At 45.9% G+C, this 17,263-nt stretch carries 16 protein-coding genes; 13 read left to right on the top strand and 3 right to left on the bottom strand.

Going from position 1 to position 17,263, the window contains the following annotated elements; translation table 11 throughout:
- The first annotated feature begins 72 nt into the window (after nt 1–72).
- The 6 genes from MARGE09_RS13235 (at nt 73) to MARGE09_RS13260 (ending at nt 5,358) form a co-directional block, all read left to right on the top strand.
- The gene (locus MARGE09_RS13235; RefSeq protein ID WP_236982598.1) at nt 73–1,146 is read left to right on the top strand and encodes a glycosyltransferase; all 1,074 of its coding nucleotides are present in this window, start codon (nt 73–75) and stop codon (nt 1,144–1,146) included.
- On the top strand, nt 1,133–2,116 hold the full coding sequence (locus MARGE09_RS13240; RefSeq protein WP_236982599.1) for an NAD-dependent epimerase/dehydratase family protein: 984 nt from the start codon (nt 1,133–1,135) through the stop codon (nt 2,114–2,116). Before MARGE09_RS13235 ends, MARGE09_RS13240 begins: the two co-directional genes overlap by 14 nt.
- Nucleotides 2,117–2,118: 2 nt before the next feature.
- Nucleotides 2,119–3,234 carry a GDP-mannose 4,6-dehydratase gene (gene gmd / locus MARGE09_RS13245; RefSeq protein ID WP_236982600.1) on the top strand — a complete coding sequence of 372 codons (1,116 nt, stop codon included), beginning with the start codon at nt 2,119–2,121 and terminating at the stop codon, nt 3,232–3,234.
- A 30-nt stretch (nt 3,235–3,264) separates the two neighbouring features.
- Entirely contained in the window at nt 3,265–4,224 is a 960-nt protein-coding gene (gene fcl / locus MARGE09_RS13250) for a GDP-L-fucose synthase (RefSeq protein WP_236982602.1), read from the top strand.
- 81 nt (nt 4,225–4,305) lie between these two features.
- A complete protein-coding gene (locus tag MARGE09_RS13255) occupies nt 4,306–5,055 on the top strand; it encodes a glycosyltransferase family 2 protein (protein WP_236982603.1) in 750 nt (249 codons plus the stop codon).
- Between the two features lie 72 nt (nt 5,056–5,127).
- On the top strand, nt 5,128–5,358 hold the full coding sequence (locus MARGE09_RS13260; RefSeq protein ID WP_236982605.1) for a hypothetical protein: 231 nt from the start codon (nt 5,128–5,130) through the stop codon (nt 5,356–5,358).
- A gap of 219 nt (nt 5,359–5,577) precedes the next feature.
- On the opposite strand, the gene MARGE09_RS13265 is transcribed toward MARGE09_RS13260, so the two are convergent.
- Entirely contained in the window at nt 5,578–7,125 is a 1,548-nt protein-coding gene (locus MARGE09_RS13265) for an ATP-binding protein (protein WP_236982607.1), read from the bottom strand.
- Between the two features lie 304 nt (nt 7,126–7,429).
- Here MARGE09_RS13265 and rfbA point away from each other — a divergent pair, with 304 nt between their 5' ends.
- From rfbA to MARGE09_RS13295, 6 genes are all read left to right on the top strand, one after another.
- Nucleotides 7,430–8,308: a glucose-1-phosphate thymidylyltransferase RfbA gene (rfbA, locus tag MARGE09_RS13270; protein WP_236982609.1), complete on the top strand. Its 879-nt coding sequence runs from the start codon at nt 7,430–7,432 to the stop codon at nt 8,306–8,308.
- Between the two features lie 28 nt (nt 8,309–8,336).
- Nucleotides 8,337–9,158, top strand: a complete 822-nt coding sequence (locus MARGE09_RS13275; protein WP_236982611.1) for a Fic family protein — start codon at nt 8,337–8,339, stop codon at nt 9,156–9,158.
- A 29-nt stretch (nt 9,159–9,187) separates the two neighbouring features.
- Nucleotides 9,188–9,733 (top strand): dTDP-4-dehydrorhamnose 3,5-epimerase, encoded by a 546-nt coding sequence (rfbC, locus tag MARGE09_RS13280; protein WP_236982613.1) that lies wholly within the window; start codon nt 9,188–9,190, stop codon nt 9,731–9,733.
- A 150-nt stretch (nt 9,734–9,883) separates the two neighbouring features.
- Nucleotides 9,884–10,762 (top strand): dTDP-4-dehydrorhamnose reductase, encoded by an 879-nt coding sequence (rfbD, locus tag MARGE09_RS13285; protein ID WP_236982615.1) that lies wholly within the window; start codon nt 9,884–9,886, stop codon nt 10,760–10,762.
- 148 nt (nt 10,763–10,910) lie between these two features.
- Nucleotides 10,911–12,008, top strand: coding sequence for a dTDP-glucose 4,6-dehydratase (rfbB, locus tag MARGE09_RS13290; protein ID WP_236982617.1), 1,098 nt, complete (start codon nt 10,911–10,913; stop codon nt 12,006–12,008).
- A 36-nt stretch (nt 12,009–12,044) separates the two neighbouring features.
- The gene (locus tag MARGE09_RS13295) at nt 12,045–13,217 is read left to right on the top strand and encodes a nucleotide sugar dehydrogenase (protein ID WP_236982619.1); all 1,173 of its coding nucleotides are present in this window, start codon (nt 12,045–12,047) and stop codon (nt 13,215–13,217) included.
- Between the two features lie 69 nt (nt 13,218–13,286).
- Here MARGE09_RS13295 and MARGE09_RS13300 read toward each other — a convergent pair whose 3' ends face one another.
- Nucleotides 13,287–13,820, bottom strand: a complete 534-nt coding sequence (locus MARGE09_RS13300; RefSeq protein WP_236982621.1) for a hypothetical protein — start codon at nt 13,818–13,820, stop codon at nt 13,287–13,289.
- Between the two features lie 258 nt (nt 13,821–14,078).
- On the opposite strand from MARGE09_RS13300, the gene MARGE09_RS13305 reads away from it, so the two are divergent.
- Entirely contained in the window at nt 14,079–14,876 is a 798-nt protein-coding gene (locus tag MARGE09_RS13305; protein ID WP_236982623.1) for a delta-class carbonic anhydrase, read from the top strand.
- 292 nt (nt 14,877–15,168) lie between these two features.
- Here MARGE09_RS13305 and MARGE09_RS13310 read toward each other — a convergent pair whose 3' ends face one another.
- Nucleotides 15,169–16,491: a DEAD/DEAH box helicase gene (locus tag MARGE09_RS13310; protein WP_236982625.1), complete on the bottom strand. Its 1,323-nt coding sequence runs from the start codon at nt 16,489–16,491 to the stop codon at nt 15,169–15,171.
- Nucleotides 16,492–17,263: the final 772 nt, after the last annotated feature.

Consider the following 17,263-nt stretch of genomic DNA (forward strand, 5'->3'; position numbering starts at 1 on the left):
AAATGGATAGTTATGAGAGTATACAGATTGTGTCCAGTATATGCTCCTGATTTTAAGTACGGCGGGTCAGTGGTGGCTGATTATGAGCTTGATAAAGCGTTGGTAAGGCTGGGTCATGAAATTAATGTTATTACAACAAGTGATGATTCTGAAAATGTTGGCTCTAGGGTAATTGATGGAGTAGCAGTTACTTCATATAGATCTTCAAGACCTTTATATGCTTTATCCGCTTTCGCTTTGGTTCGGGCTGCATACAAGCTTTTTAGAACCCGATCTCAAGTTGATATCGTTTGGATTGGCGGTGTCTGGAATCTTTTTGCATTATTAATTCCAATATTTTGTCGTTTGTTGAAAATCAAGTATTGTATTTCTCCACACGGGATGCTTGTTCCCCTACTAATTCAGATGAAATCATCTTTTATGAAGCGTGCGATGCTGGGCTTTGGTTTACGTTCAAATATCAAACATGCACACTTCGTTCATTGTACGGTAGATAGTGAGTGCTCAGATGTTCGTGAAGTGGTCGGAGCTGACGTTAAATTTTTTGTTATGCCGTTATGTTTTGATCTTACAAAATTTGATGTTAAAGATGCTACTCCTGAGCTAAATGACAAATTACGAATTGGTTTTGTTGGAAGGGTTACTCGTAAAAAACGATTAGACTTACTTGTTGAGTCTATTTCCTTGATGTCAAAATGTGATAGGGGAAGACTCGAAATCTTAGTTGTTGGAACAGACGTCGAGGGCCTATATGATAGGAGTCAGAAGTCGTTTGGGTGTGGCGAAATAACCTATTTGGGAGAATTGTATGGGGATGATTTGGTTGAGTTGTATAAAAGTTTGGATGTATTCGTTCTAACATCTGAGTCAGAGAACTTTGCAATTTCAGTTGTTGAAGCCGCTTATTGTTCTTGTGCGTTGTTACTTTCTCGCAATGTAGGCGTTTCAACCTTTTTTGTTGATGGTCAGTCGATGTTGATTTGTAAGCTCAGTGCAGAGGATATAGCTGTGAAATTAAGATTACTTCTACATGATAGAAGCTTGCTATGTGGCCTTAAAATTGCTGCTAAACAAGTTTCAAATCAATTTTCGTCAAACAATTTTGATCACGAATTACTTCTTAAGGTTATAAATGAACAAAGCTAGAATATTAATCACCGGTGGATCTGGATTCATAGGTACGAATGCTGTTGATCGAGCTCTTGTTCTAGGGTTCGATATTTTGAGTATTGATGTACGTCAACCTAAGAATTTAAACCATAGTCAGATCTTCAAACAAGTTGATTTAAAAAATTTAGATGCACTCAAAAAGGTATTTCAGCAATTTAAGCCTAACTTGGTACTGCATCTCGCAGCGCGAACAGATCTGGGTGGAAGTAAATTGCAAGATTATGAGGACAATGTCCACGCAGTTAGAAACCTATGTCGAGTACTAATTGATACTCCATCTGTTGAGTCAGTGGTATTTGCGTCCAGCATGTTAGTTTGTTCTGCTGGAGATATGCCGAAATATTCTGACCATTATTCGCCCTCTACTGTCTACGGTGAGAGCAAGGTTGAAATGGAAAATATAATACGAGAGTTTTGTGACGATTTTCCGTTCGCTTGGACTACGGTAAGGCCCACTTCAATCTGGGGGCCTTGGTTTGAAGAACCATACAAGAATTTTTTTTACCGAGTGATGAACGGAAGTTATTTCTTGATTGGAGAGAGAGCGTCAGTCAAAACATATGGTTATGTCGGTAATGCTGTTAATCAAATGTTCAGCTGTTTAGTGGCCGGAGTTAATTTCGGTTTGGGTCCAAAATACCTTGGAGATTCGTTACCTATGTCTGCTGACGATTGGGCTATTAAAATTTCTAGCGTAGCAGGTGTTAAGATGCCATCTTCTTTGCCTTGGTGGGTGCTGAGTTCAGCTGCAGTGGTAGGTGATTTGCTCGCTATATTTTCAATTAAATTTCCAATGACCACATTTAGGCTAAATAACATGACTACCGATAATGTGATTGAACCCGAAATGTTATTGGAACTGGAAAATATTTATTCGCCAGTTAGCCTACAAGAGGGTATTGCGGAAACTTTGGCGTGGCTTAAATTTATGAAATTAGGACAATAGACATGAAAAAAGCACTTATAACAGGAATAACAGGTCAAGATGGCTCTTATTTGGCCGAGCTTTTGTTGGGAAAAGGGTATGAAGTACATGGGATAAAGCGCCGAGCTTCATTATTCAATACCGAGCGTGTTGACCATATTTACCAAGATCGTCACGAAGAAAGCCCCAAGTTTTTTTTGCATTACGGCGACTTAAGTGACAGCTCAAACCTTACTCGTATTCTAAAAGAGGTGGAACCAGATGAGGTTTATAACCTTGGTGCGCAATCGCATGTGGCGGTGTCTTTTGAGGCGCCCGAGTACACGGCGGATGTAGATGCAATGGGCACTCTTCGTTTGTTAGAGGCCATCCGCTTTTTGGGGTTGGAAAAAAAGACCAAGTTTTATCAGGCGTCGACTTCAGAGCTTTACGGTGAAGTGCAAGAAATACCACAAAAAGAAACCACGCCTTTTCACCCGCGTTCCCCCTATGCTGTTGCCAAGATGTACGCTTATTGGATTGCGGTGAATTACCGTGAATCTTATGGCATGTATGCTTGTAACGGAATTTTGTTTAACCATGAATCCCCGCGTCGCGGTGAAACCTTTGTAACGCGCAAAATTACTCGCGGTTTGGCGAATATTTCCCAAGGTTTAGAAAAGTGCCTGTATCTAGGTAATATGGATGCTCTACGTGACTGGGGGCATGCCAAAGATTATGTACGCATGCAGTGGATGATGTTACAGCAAGATCAGCCAGAAGATTTTGTGATTGCTACGGGCAAACAAATATCTGTGCGTGAGTTTGTTACGCTTTCTGCTAAAGAACTCGGCATTACTCTTGAATTCTCTGGTAAGGGTGTGGATGAGATCGCTACGGTTACAGGGATTAATGGCGACAATGCGAATGCCCTAAAGGTGGGTGATGTTATTGTCCGTGTTGACTCGCGTTATTTCCGTCCTGCAGAAGTCGAAACTTTACTGGGTGATCCGACCAAAGCGAAAGAAAAATTAGGGTGGACCCCGGAAATTACCGTCGAAGAAATGTGTGCAGAAATGGTTCAGTCTGATTTAGCAAAAGCTAAACAGCATGCGTTGCTTAAAGCAAATGGTTACGACGTTTCTGTGTCTGTAGAGTAAACCCAGTTAATCCGCACACTGAGTGTAAGTATGAAAAAAGTATTTGTCGCTGGCCATAACGGTATGGTTGGTTCTGCCATTGTTGGACAGTTAAAAAAGCAAGGTGGTTGTGAGGTTGTTGTTCGCTTACGTCATGAGCTAAATTTACTTGATCAGACCGCTGTCTTTGCATTTTTGGCGGAGCATAGGTTTGATGAAGTCTATTTGGCGGCGGCTAAAGTAGGCGGTATTGTCGCGAACAACAGCTACCCTGCAGAATTCATTTTTGAGAATCTGTCGATTCAAAATAACATTATTCATGGTGCTCACTTAGCGGGTACGCAGAACTTGTTGTTTTTAGGGTCTTCCTGTATTTACCCGAAGTTGGCTGAGCAGCCAATGACTGAAAAGGCATTGTTAACCGGCACTTTGGAACCCACTAATGAGCCGTATGCGATTGCTAAAATTGCTGGTATTAAAATGTGCGAGTCTTACAACCGTCAGTATGGTCGTAATTATCGCTCTGTAATGCCCACTAACCTATACGGTGAGAATGATAATTTCCACCCTGAAAACTCTCATGTTATCCCTGCGCTTTTGCGCCGTTTCCACGAAGCTAAGTCAAAGGGTGATGTTGAGGTGGTGGCCTGGGGGTCGGGTAAGCCGATGCGTGAGTTCTTGCATGTGGACGATATGGCGGCAGCTAGTATTTATGTCATGCAATTGGATCAATCCACCTATAATGCTAATACAGAGGCAATGCTCAGTCATATCAATGTCGGCACTGGTGTCGATTGTACTATTCGAGAGCTGGTGGAAACCGTCGCTAAAGTGGTGGGGTTTAAGGGTGATATTGCATTTGATGCATCAAAACCTGATGGGGCACCGCGCAAACTGATGAATGTGGATCGCCTGAAGAGCTTAGGTTGGCAGTATTCCATTGGCCTTGAGCAGGGTTTAACCTCAACGTATGAGTGGTTCTTGGCGAACCAAGAGTCTTTTAGGGGCTAAATTATTTGTACAAAAGGGACTTGTAATGCAAGCCCCTTTTTTATTTGGTGTTGCACCGTATTTTATATTTTAGAAGTTACTATGCCCGTAAAACTTTCCATCATTACAGCGACTTGGAATAGTGCTGAAACCTTACCGGCCACGCTTGATAGCCTAGCGGCCCAAACTTGCCAAGACTTTGAGTCTATCGTCGTTGATGGCGGCTCCTCTGATAGTACGGTGGATATTATTAAAGCATCTGAGGTGGTAGATCGCTGGGTTAGTGAGAAAGATCGCGGCATTTACGATGCCTTGAATAAAGGGATTCAGATGGCCCAAGGAGAGTATGTAGGCTTTATGCACTCGGATGATATTTTTGCAGATAATGCATCGGTAGAGATAATTCTTGATTACATTGAGAAGCATAGTCCTGATGCTGTTTACGCTGACTTGAATTATGTTCAGAAAGATGATGTTAGCAAGGTTGTTCGCCATTGGAAGAGCGGAAAGTACGACGCTTCCAAGCTTAAATGGGGGTGGATGCCGCCGCATCCAACATTTTACATGAAAAAATCTCTCTATGAAAACTTCGGGCTGTTTGATTTATCTTATAAAATCGCAGCCGATTATGACTCTTTAATGCGCTATTTGTTTGTTGGTGGTGTGGTGCCAGCTTATATATCGGAGGTGCTGGTAAAAATGCGTGTTGGAGGTGCAAGCAATCGTTCACTAAAAAATATTATTCAAAAATCCAAAGAGGATATTAGGGTTATGAGAGCATCAGGTATTCCTGTATTCAAAGCTTTAGTCGGTAAGAATTTAACAAAAATTCCTCAGTTTTTCAAAAAATAGAAAAACAGGGGGCACGCACTCAAAATTTTTCAGCAGAATTTACGGATATTACAAATCCGCAAGGCAAACGTAATGACCTTAACCCTTCCAAATCTAAAACCAGACAAAGCAAAAGTACTCATGCTCGCTAAGCGCGAAGCCTCGGTATTGGTGCATGACGCAGTTCAATTGGAAGGTATTAACTTTACATTGCCCGAAATCCAAACGTTAATGGATGGTGTGACGGTGGGCGGGCATAAGTTAAGTGATCAGCATATTGCCATTAATCAAGCTAAGGCTTGGGTTAGTAGGGGAGTCAAATAGCGGGTTGTTTTAGGGTTGACGTTCTTTATGCCTTTGTAGTTATGTGGCGGGTGAATGTCCTCGTTTATTTCTTCTGCGTTCTGTTATTTTCATACGCGGTGTGCCTTAAATTTTTCTGGTCTAATGATATTGGTTAATCGTTCGGAATTAAAGGCTCTGCTTTGCCGCCCAGTGCGGCTTTTACAAAATCTCCCCGAACCCCGAACCCCGAACCCCACCTCACAACACCTGCGCCTCCAGCGCAACTACCTGCCTTTGTGCCTTGCTAAATTCCACGCCAATACCATAAATAGTCCAGCTTTCGCGCACATACTTTTGCGCATAATTCTTGGCCTTAATTTGCGCCAAGGCATTCCCCAGGGGCTTATCGGCCACCACTTTAAACTCGAAAATAAAGGTTTTGTTGTCGTACTGGATGGCCATATCGACTTTGCCATTCACACTGCTGTCTTCAACTGCTACGTGTAAACCTAATGCGGCAAAGTGGCTGTAAAAAATACTGGCGTAATGGCCTTCAAAATTCTGAATGTTATTTTTGCGGTACCAGTCGTGAGGAATGCTGGCGTAAAGGCTCTTTAAGTGTGTTTCCAGTGCAGCAAAGTCACAGGTTTGCAGGGCTTTAAATATGGGGAGGCGTTTACGTGTAACGGCGTTGATTTCTAAGCCGAGTGTGGGTAGCAGCGCTTTATTTAAGCTAATTTCCACCTCCATATTGGGGAAGCTTAAGTCGTAACCGATGGCGCCTGGTACGGGCTCGCTTTCGCTTTTGATGGTGAGGTAGCCTGTTTGGAAAAGTAGGGCTTCGGTGGTTATATGGTCGACATCAAAATGGCCGAGTAGGTCGTGGTCCGAGTAATAGTTGGTCAGTTCGAGCGGTTGGATTTGCCGCTCTTTTAATACATTGACTAAAAAGGTTGGGGTAGCGCTTTCAAACCAGTAGGGGTGAAACTCTTGATTGGCGAAGTAAAGCAGAATATCAAATGGGTTGTACACACTTGTGCCGCGCCAGCTGTAACCGTTATACCACTGGCGAATCAGCGCTCGATTATGGTCGATCAGCTCGGGTGCAAAAATGGTGTCTAAGTCGTGATCGGTGTAGCCGCAAATATCAGAGTAGCGTTTAGTGAGGGTAATATCCGTAAGATTATTCAGCCCGCTAAATAAGCTGACTTTGCTGAATTTACTCACGCCGGTGAGTAGGGCGAATTTAATAAATTCGTCGGCGTCTTTAATTACCGAGTAGAGGTTTTTTAAGCCTTCGCGGTTGGCAATGGCGGCCTCGCTATTGTGAAGATTGTCGAGGATGGGTTTATCGTATTCGTCGATAAGTACTACGACGTTTTGGCCGCACTTGGCTTTGGCCTCTAGCATCAGGTTGCGGAAGTTGCCGGGAATATCTAAGGCGGTGTTTTCATTTAAGCCTAAGCGTTTGCGGTTGTCGGCTAGCTGTTGGTTGATACGGTCATCCAATTGCTCACGGTTTTGCATTACGCCGTCTCCAAAACCAAAGCGCACCACGGGGTAACTGGTGCTCCAGTCCCATTCGTTCTCAGCGTGTAAACCTTCAAACAGTCTTTTGCGCCCTTCAAACAAGCATTGCAAGGTGTCTACCATTAGGCTTTTGCCAAAGCGGCGCGGGCGGCTGATAAAGTAGTATTTGCCCTCGTCGATTAGCTGGAGGAGTTTAGGTGTTTTATCCACGTAATAGCAGTTGTTCTCGCGCAATTGCTCGAAGGACTGAATACCGATGGGGAGTTTCTTTTTCATAGGCAGCTGAGGGTACGGTTGAGAGTGAAGATTGGTGAATCATAGCATGGCGGGATACGGGATACGGGATACGGGATACGGGATACGGGATACGGGATTGCGCTTTGCGGCGATACCGCTGCCCAATCGTCGGTCTAGTTCGTTTTCTCGAATCCCGCATTACGTTTCCGTGCGAACCCAGTATTTTTTGAGTGTTTTAGGGTGAGGGGAATTGTTTGTTCGCTAGTATTTGGCCTTCCTTTTCTGGCGTTTTTTGATAGGCTGCACCCACGATTAAGCACATGGTTAATTTTGGGGAGTTGGTATGCGTAAGGGCATTATTTTGGCGGGCGGTAGTGGTACGCGGCTGTATCCGTTAACACAGGTGGTCAGTAAGCAGCTTATGCCTGTTTATGACAAGCCCATGATCTATTATCCACTAGCCACGCTTATGCAAGCTGGCATTCGGGATGTAATGATTATTACAACGCCAGCTGAAAGCGACCGTTTTAAACAGCTGCTGGCTGATGGAAGCCAGTTTGGTATCAATATTACTTATCAAGTACAGCCGTCGCCGGATGGCTTAGCGCAGGCCTTTATACTGGCCGAAGATTTTTTGGCGGGCTCTTCTGCGGCCTTGGTGTTGGGCGATAACCTTTTTTATGGTCACGATTTGGTGCAATCGCTTCAGGCGGCATCAGCAAAAAGCAGTGGCGGCACTGTTTTTGGTTATCATGTTGCAAACCCTCGTGCCTACGGCGTGGTCGAGTTTGATACGGCTGGAAAGGCGCTGAGTGTTGAGGAAAAGCCCGAGTACCCAAAATCCAATTATGCTGTTCCGGGCATCTACTTTTTTGATGAAAAAGTCGTGGAATATGCCAAAGCTGTTAAGCCTAGCCCTAGGGGTGAGCTTGAAATTGCCGATATTATTCAAATGTACTTAGCTGCAGGCGATTTAGATGTTGAGGTAATGGGGCGGGGCACCGCATGGTTAGATACGGGTACCCACGACGATCTACTGGCTGCCGCACAATTTATTGCCACCCTGGATAAGCGCCAGGGGCTTAAAGTGAACTGTCCTGAGGAAGTCGCTTATCGTAGTGGTTGGATCACAGTTGATCAGCTGCGTGAAATAGCCAAGCCCCTAGTTAAAAGTGGTTATGGTGAGTACTTGCTTAAACTAATAGATACCAAGGTCTTTTAAATCGCCGGTTTACATTAAGGTTCGCTACATGAAGTTTCTCGATGGTCTAGATCAAGATCTTAAGTCGGTGGTGTTGCGACAACTCCGAGACTTATGGACTTACACATCGACGGGCTTGGAGGGTAACTCCCTCTCGCTAGGCGATACCCACTTTGTTATTGAAGAGGGCTTAACCGTATCGGGTAAATCAATTAAAGATCATCAGGAAGTGCTGGGTCACGCTAAGGCGATCGAGATTATTTATTCGATGCTGGATCGTTTAATCACTACCGACGATATCTTCGGTTTGCACAAAGCCATACAATCCGAGGTTGTCAGTGATATAAACAAGCCTTACGGTGCATGGACGCTAGAGCCTAATGGAACCTATGCGGTTAATGATGCAGGAAAGCATGTATTTATTGAGTATGCGGCACCCGTAGATGTTCCTGATTTAATGCAGCAATGGCTGAAGTGGTTTAATGCTTGCTGTGAATGTGCTCGAGTAAAGGGATTAGACCTGAATGCTGCGGTTGATGTTTACACGAAAGCACATGTGGCTTTTGTTCACGTTCATCCGTTTTGGGATGGTAATGGCCGATTGGCGCGACTTTTGGCCAACCTCCCTGTTTTGGCTGCTGGGTTGCCTCCCATAGTTATTGCGCGCGAGTCACGCCAAGTTTACCTAAGGAATCTTGCCAAATACCAGCTCGAGGCGGGCCAGCTGTCTAAGGCGACTGGGTTGTGGCCGTTGCCTGACGGCTTTAGCTCGTTTATCGAGCTAATTAAAGATGAATACCAAACGACTCAAACCATAATTGACGATGCATTTGGTTTGCAGAGGAAAAGGCGTGATAGCGCTCGAACATAAAATTTCACACAAGGTTAATTTGTAACTCCATGGAATTCATAGATACCAAAATCCCCGACGTAAAAATACTCGAACCCACCGTGTTTGGTGACGAGCGTGGCTTCTTTATGGAGACCTTTCGTGCCGACGAGTTTGCCGAGCGCACTGGCGCTAAGCCCTTCGTGCAGGATAATCACAGCAAGTCGGTGCAGGGTATATTGCGTGGCTTGCATTATCAGCAAGAGCAAACGCAGGGTAAGTTGGTGCGTGTTGTGAGTGGTGCGGTATTTGATGTGGCCGTTGATATGCGTGAAAGCTCGGCGACTTTTGGCGATTGGGTGGGGGTGGAGCTATCGGCGCAGAACAAGCGCCAGTTATGGGTACCAGAGGGCTTTGCGCATGGTTTTTATGTGATAACCGAAAGCGCCGAGTTTGTTTACAAATGCACCGATCTTTATCATCCTCAGTCAGAGGTGTCGCTTAAGTGGGATGACGCGACCGTGGGCATCGAATGGCCGCTAGTCGACGGTAAACCGCCGTCGTTATCCGGGAAGGATCAAAATGGCTTATCTTTTGCTGATGCTCCCAAGTTTTAGGGGATGAAGTGAGAAAGCTGCGCTCGGGATGTGCTTCGTGCCGAGAGGCTGGGTTTTGGGTTTCCCGTTTCTCGAGCTTCGCGGTCTTTTCTCCCATACCAAGCGCTCCAGAACCGCGAAGCGGTGTTCCCGTTGTTATGAGTGAATCGAATGAATATTTTAATTATAGGTAAGTCGGGTCAGCTCGCGAACGAGCTATTAGCGACGACTCCTAATGGTGCTAATGTCCAGTGCTTAGGGCGAACCCAGCTGGATATTATTAGCGCCAGCGATGTGCTAGCGGCTTTTCAAACATTTAAGCCAAGCGTTGTGATTAACGCGTCGGCTTATACGGCAGTGGATAAAGCCGAGTCGGAACCAGAAACTGCCTATGCGGTTAACAGTCAGGCAGTCGAAAATATCGCACAAGCCTGCAAACAGGTAGGTGCGCGCTTGTTGCATGTATCTACTGATTTCGTATTTGGGAATAACAGTGCATTAACGGCCGGTGGTATTGCCCCGTTGTTACCTAGCTCACCGGTGGAGCCTATTAACGTTTATGGTGCGTCTAAGCTGGCTGGCGAGCAGCATGTTCTAAAGCTTTTACCTGATGCTAGCGTTATTGTTCGTACGGCTTGGGTTTATTCCCGTTATGGTAATAATTTTGTTAAAACGATGCTGCGCTTAATGGCGGAGAAGCCAGAGTTGGGCGTTATTGCCGATCAAATTGGTACGCCAACATGGGCGAAGGGCTTGGCCCAGTGGTTATGGGCCATAGTCGCGAAAGCTGATATTAAAGGCGTGTATCATTGGACAGACGCTGGCGCTGCTTCTTGGTATGATTTTGCTATTGCAATACAAGAGCTTGGGCTAGCCAAAGGTTTACTCACAAAAGAGATACCCATAAAAGCGATACCTACCGCTAGTTACCCAACGCCAGCTAAGCGCCCGGGTTATTCGGTATTAGATAAAAGCACCGCAGAGCAAGCTGCCGGCATCAGCGCACGGCACTGGCGAAAACAGCTTGAAAATATGCTAGATGAATTATAAAGGGCGGATGTGAGATGCGCTGGGCTGGGCTGGGGGTAGGAATCGGAAATCGGGAATCGGGATTTGAGAGTCTGGAGCCGAGAATCTAGCAATGCACGCGCAGCGCCTGCCGAGCGCAGTGAAAATACTATTATAGAAAGAGAGTTTTATGAAAACATTATTAGTAACCGGCGGGGCCGGCTTTATTGGGGCAAACTTTGTACATTATTGGGTGGCGCAATACCCTAACGATAAAGTGATTGTGATTGACGCATTAACTTATGCCGGTAATATGGCAAATTTAGAGCCGGTAAAAGACCACGATAATTTTACTTTTGTGCACGGCGATATTTGCGATACAGCTTTGGTTGAAAAGCTATTGCGCGAACATCAAGTGGATACCCTTGTACACTTTGCGGCAGAATCGCACGTGGACCGCTCTATTACTGGGCCGGATGCCTTTATCGAGACCAATATCTTAGGTACTTATAGCCTATTAAAAGCCGCTAAAACTGTATGGCTGGATGGTGAAAAGGTATTGCCGCACAGGTTTCACCATGTTTCTACTGATGAAGTATACGGTACTTTATCGGCGACTGATCCGGCCTTTACGGAAGAAACGGCCTACGCGCCCAATTCGCCGTATTCTGCCAGTAAAGCCGCTTCCGATCACTTAGTGCGTGCCTATCACCACACTTACGGGCTAGAAGTTACCACTAGCAATTGCTCTAACAACTATGGCCCTTACCACTTTCCCGAAAAATTAATTCCATTAGTAATTACCCATATATTGCATGACGAAGCTTTGCCTATTTATGGTGATGGCCAGCAAATTCGCGATTGGCTGTACGTGAGTGACCATGCTTATGGTCTTGATTTGGTATTGAACAAAGGCCGAATAGGCGAAAACTACAATATTGGTGGCAATAATGAGTGGGCGAATATCGATATTGTTAAAACGATTTGTGGTTTGATGGATAACGAGTTTGCTAAAAATAGCGCGCTTGCCACTCACTTCCCTAAAGCTACGGCAGCATTGGCAGGCAAAAGTGAATCGCTGATTACTTATGTGAAAGATCGCCCAGGCCACGACCGCCGTTACGCGATTGATGCGACTAAAACTAATGACGAATTGGGTTATGCGCCCAAAGAGTCTTTTGAAACAGGCATCGCCAAAACTGTACAGTGGTATTTAAATAACGAAGCTTGGTGGCGCGCTGTAATGGATGGCAGTTATAAAGATTGGATAGAAAACCAATACAGCTAATATTTGTTCGCGTACAGGTAATAGAGATTTTATTTTATGAAAATAGCAGTAGCAGGCACAGGGTATGTTGGGCTTTCGAATGCAGTATTAATCGCGCAAAACCATGAGGTTGTTGCCATTGATATTGTGGAGGAAAAGGTGGCGATGCTAAATGAGCGAAAATCGCCCATCGAAGATAAAGAGCTGCACGAATACCTTGCGGATAAAAAGTTAAACTTGCGCGCCACTACCAGCAAGCGCGATGCTTATGAGGGCGCAGCTTTTGTGGTGATTGCCACCCCAACCGATTACGACGTGGAAACTAACTACTTTAATACAGGCTCTGTTGAAGCAGTGATTAAAGATGTTATGGCGGTTAACCCTAATGCAGTTATGGTGATTAAGTCGACCATCCCTGTAGGTTTTACTCAGCGTATTAAGGCGCAGTTGGGTACTGATAATATTATATTTTCGCCAGAGTTTTTGCGCGAGGGCAAAGCGCTTTACGATAACTTGCACCCTTCGCGTATTGTGGTTGGTGAGCAATCCGAACGTGCGCAAACCTTTGCTGGCTTATTGGTAGAAGGTGCAGTAAAAAATGCAGCTGATATCCCTGTGTTATTTACCGACTCCACTGAGGCCGAGGCAATTAAGCTGTTTGCTAATACCTACTTGGCTATGCGGGTTGCTTATTTTAACGAGCTAGATACCTACGCTGAAACGCACGGTTTAAATAGTCGACAAATTATCGAAGGCATTGGCTTAGATCCGCGAATAGGCAATCATTATAATAATCCATCGTTTGGTTATGGTGGTTATTGCTTGCCTAAAGATACGCGCCAGCTATTGGCTAACTATAACGAGGTACCCAATAATATTATCCGCGCAATTGTCGACTCCAATACCACCCGCAAAGATTTTATTGCCGATGCTATCGTACGTAAAAACCCCAAACGTGTGGGTATTTATCGCCTTATTATGAAGGCTGGGTCCGATAATTTCCGTGCATCGTCTATTCAAGGCGTGATGAAGCGAATTAAAGCAAAAGGCATTGAGGTGGTAATTTACGAGCCAGTTTTGACTGAGGCTGAGTTTTTCCGTTCTAAAGTGATGACGGATTTTGAAGAGTTCAAAGCCAGTTGTGATGTGATTGTTGCCAACCGTATGGTTGATGAAATTCGCGATGTGGCCGATAAAGTGTATACCCGCGACTTGTTTGGTAATGACTAAGCGCTATAGATCTATTCTTTGAAAATATACGGCAGGCGAATGCTATTATGCTATTCACCTGCCGTTTTCTCAGCCTGTTCGGGCTTCTAAAAACTCTTTGCGCAGGGCGTAAATATAGTGGCGGCTGGCGTCGCTGTGGCCTTCTATATAATCCACGCTTTTGCCTTTTTTGAGTAGCTTAAGCACTTGGGCGCGCTTTAGTGGCTCGCCATTGCGAGAAGTGTAAGGCTTGCGCTTTTGCCCTCGCATGGATTCGCCGCGCTTTTTGTAATTCTCGGCCAGTGCTTTTTTGGTGAATAGCGTAATGCCGTTATTGCGGCAGTAGCGGGCAAGGTTGCGCGGGTCCATGCCCATATCTTTTGCGACATCCTTTAGTAACTCGCCGCTATTAATACGCTTTTTGACTATTTTGACCCGCTCTGGTGTGTAAGTCGTCGGGATTTTGCCGCGCGGCCCTGGCACGCTAATATTCAGCGCGCTGCAAATGCGGTACCAGCGGTTAGAGCTAATGCCTTCTTCCGCCAGCGCCTCGTATAGGTATTTACCGCTTTTTAGCATCGCTTTTACGCGCTTCACAATAGCCTTGTCGGCACTAATACTCATAGTTAACCCTCATTCATTTGTGCAATATCTAAAGCATAGACAATCATTCGTAAACGACAGTAAAAAAACGGGATGCGGCGTATTTAACGGACAAGTGGAATGTATTGACTAAAAGGGCGTGGCATTAGGTAGGGCTAATATATGCCCTAAGTTTCTGTACCTAACGTGATAACTTGTAATGTTATATAGGCATGTTATAAAGCTCTGGTTTTTATATTTAATTGTCGATTTACGTTTAAGGCTTTTAGAGGATTTGATATGAGGTTAACGTGTTTTGTTGTGGCGGCTGGTTTGCTGCTGTCTTTGCCTGCAAGTGCTGGAAGTAGCCCGCAGCCCAGCGATGATGAGAGAGGTAATATTTGTGAGGGGTTTGGGCCGCAAACTCCGCGCGATATTGACAGCGCAAAGGGGCGGAACTCAGTTATTTTTACTGTCGCGCCCAAAGCATCAGAAATGAATTTATGTAACATCCATTTTCATGAAAATGCGGAGCATAAAGCTAAAGCATTTTCGATCTACGCCGGTGACGGCCATGACGGTTATAACTCGGGTTATCAGTGTAAGCTCAGTAAAACATTAAGTAAAAAGGAGCGAGCGCCAACAGCAGGCTCAATTTGTGCGGGTGAGCATGGTGATCTGGTGCCGGGCGATACAATAGAAGTGCATTGGGTGTACTCCAGTTGCGACATCAAGCCTGGGCCAACATTGGGGGCGTGTTTTTCTGAGTCGTGCGCAAACCCAGATTTACGCGTGGAGACGCAAGTCTTTACTTTGGTGAATGATTCCGCGGCGCTTAATTTTAATGAATTGCAAAGCGCGCGCAACTTGCCAAAGAATACCGGCAAGCCGGTTGAATTTTTAGGCTCGACTACGGGACCTTCGTATAATGATGCGGTGTGTTCGCCTTATCAGGTGACCTGGAGTGTGCGGCCCAAGTGTGCAAAGCTGGATATCAACTCGGTAGGGCAGTGGTGTAAATCTAATATCTTTAAGGAAGATCATGCCCATGGTGTTCGCAAGCTAGTGACTAACCCTAAGCTATTATCAGAGTTTTAGCGTTTCCGACTGGGTTGTAGTGCCACCCACCTATAGTGAGCGAATAATAAAAAGGCGGCCCGCGAGAGTCGCCTTTTCCTTTTGTGACTATTCAGTCGTAAAAACTACTGCTCACTCGGGGGCCTGAATGATTGCTTTCTAGGCACTCCCGCGTCGGGCCTTACAGGGATTGTAAGGGGGAGAAAGCGCAGGAGCACGCTTTCCAGAGCGCGTGCATAGCGCCCACGGGTGGCTTGAGCGGTCTAGAAAATGATCAATTAGCGTTCAGTTGTGCAGATGGCTGAATAGCTACTTACTTTTTCCGTCTTAGTGGGGTGGAGCCGTCGCCGGATGTGCTCACAGCTTCGCGGCGGGTTGGGGCTGCTTTAGCCTTGCCTCCTTTGTTACTGCCTTTTTTACTTGGGTTGCTTTTGCTCGCAGGTTTGCGCTTTTTGGTGCTGGCTGCCTTACCCGAGGCCTTTACTTTTTTGGGGCCGCTGTAGGTGCCTTCAAGTCCTTTAATCTTGCGCGGGGTTAGGCGTATTTTCAAATAACGCTCTATGCTGGACATCAGGTTATAGTCAGGTGCGCTAACAAGGGTTATAGCCTTGCCGTTGGCATCGGAGCGGCCAGTGCGGCCGATGCGGTGGACATGGTCGTCGCCAGAGTGGGCTACGGTAAAGTTAATGACTAAGTCAACATGCTTGATATCTAGCCCGCGGGCTGCAACATCGGTAGCCACAACCACTTGGAGCTTGTCGTCTTTAAATTGGTTGAGTATTTGCTTGCGCAAGCTTTGGCTTAGCTCGCCATGTATGTAGCCAGATTTGAACTTTTTATAGTTAAGCACATGGCTCAAGCGTTCTGCTTGCTCGCGGGTTTTGCAAAAAATCATTACCCGCTTTGGCTCCTCTTCTTTAATCAGTTCGCCGATGATGTTGGCTTTGTGCTTGTCATCGTCGGCAAATATACGCTCTTGCACAATATTGCTATGCCCGTGAGATAAGCTGTCGATCTCAAGGCGAAGCGGCTCTTTAAGCTGCTTGCTGATTTCGTTAATACCAAGATGCTTCAGCGTTGCAGAAAAAAGTAGGGTTTGCCGGTTCGTAGCGCAGCGGGTGGCAATGGTGTGCATGTCCTCGGCAAAGCCCATGTCGAGCATGCGGTCGGCCTCGTCCAAGACTAAAACTTCTAGATCGCTGAAATCGACGTTGCCTTTTTCGATATGTTCGACCAAGCGCCCAGGCGTGGCAATAAGGACTTCAGGGTTCTTACGGATATTGGCCACTTGGTATTTATAGGCTTCGCCGCCCATGATAAGGCCGCACTTTAGGTGCGTGAAAGCGGCCATATCTTGAAAAGCTTGTTGGGTTTGTAGTGCCAGTTCGCGGGTGGGGAGAAGAATTAGGCCGCGAGTGCTCGAGCGCGGCCGGTCTTCGGCTAAAAAACGCTCTAGCATCGGGAGTAAAAAGGCTGCGGTTTTTCCGCCGCCTGTTTTGGCTGACACCATGAGGTCTCGGCCTTCTCGTGCAGCTGGGATGGCGCGGGCTTGTACCTCGGTGGCCTCGGTGAAGCCCAGCTTATCGATGGCTTTTTGCAGGCGGGGGTGAAGTTGTAAATCTAAAATACTGGACACGATAACTACCTAAATTGGGGTCGCAGAGCTGCGAAAGGGGGCATTATAGCCTTGTCGGGCAGGGTTAAGGAGAATTGGGGTTAACAAGTTGGTGTATTTAGGGGCTTAGTGAGTATGAATATAGGCACCTTCCTTGGTGCAAAAGTTTGACCTTTCGTCGCGAAGCAGTATATCGAGTTCGAAGCATCGAGTTCGAGTGTACCGAGAACGGGGGGCGCGACGGCCTTAAGCATCTTGCTAGCTATCCTTGGGTGGTTCTCCTTGCTTCGCTATATCCTTCCTATAGCGAAATTTGGCAAGCTCCATTGCCGCAACATGGCCTTATGTTGAACGTGACCCTTGATCCTCCTATTTGGTCGGCTCCTTTATATGCATCCTGCACTATTGCTCGCCTTCCAAGCGAAGTATTCCTATATTTCCTTATTGCATCCTGCTTTAAACCCATCCATGGGCGGCTCCTTTGTAACTCCTTGACGTGTCGCGCGTTAGTTTGCTGATTGGCCGTGCTCACGTGTACTGTTGTATTGCTATACGGTGCTAGTGCCAAAAAGTTGCACATCGGCTGTTATGATTTATTAGACGTGGCGGGCTAGCTAAACCGCACCATTTAATCACTAAAGTTATGTGTCCTGTGTCTGTAAAGCGATCTGTTGGCGCTCGCCCTACTGCCTAGTATGGGGTAGGCTTTGGCATAGTATTATTTAGTGCAAGCATTAAGGACAAGTACAAAAATGTAAGCAAATGTAATGCTTAGGGTAGCGCCGCTACGACT

Origin of the sequence: Marinagarivorans cellulosilyticus (assembly GCF_021655555.1) — a bacterium.
In the GTDB taxonomy this organism is placed as follows: Bacteria; Pseudomonadota; Gammaproteobacteria; order Pseudomonadales; family Cellvibrionaceae; genus Marinagarivorans; species Marinagarivorans cellulosilyticus.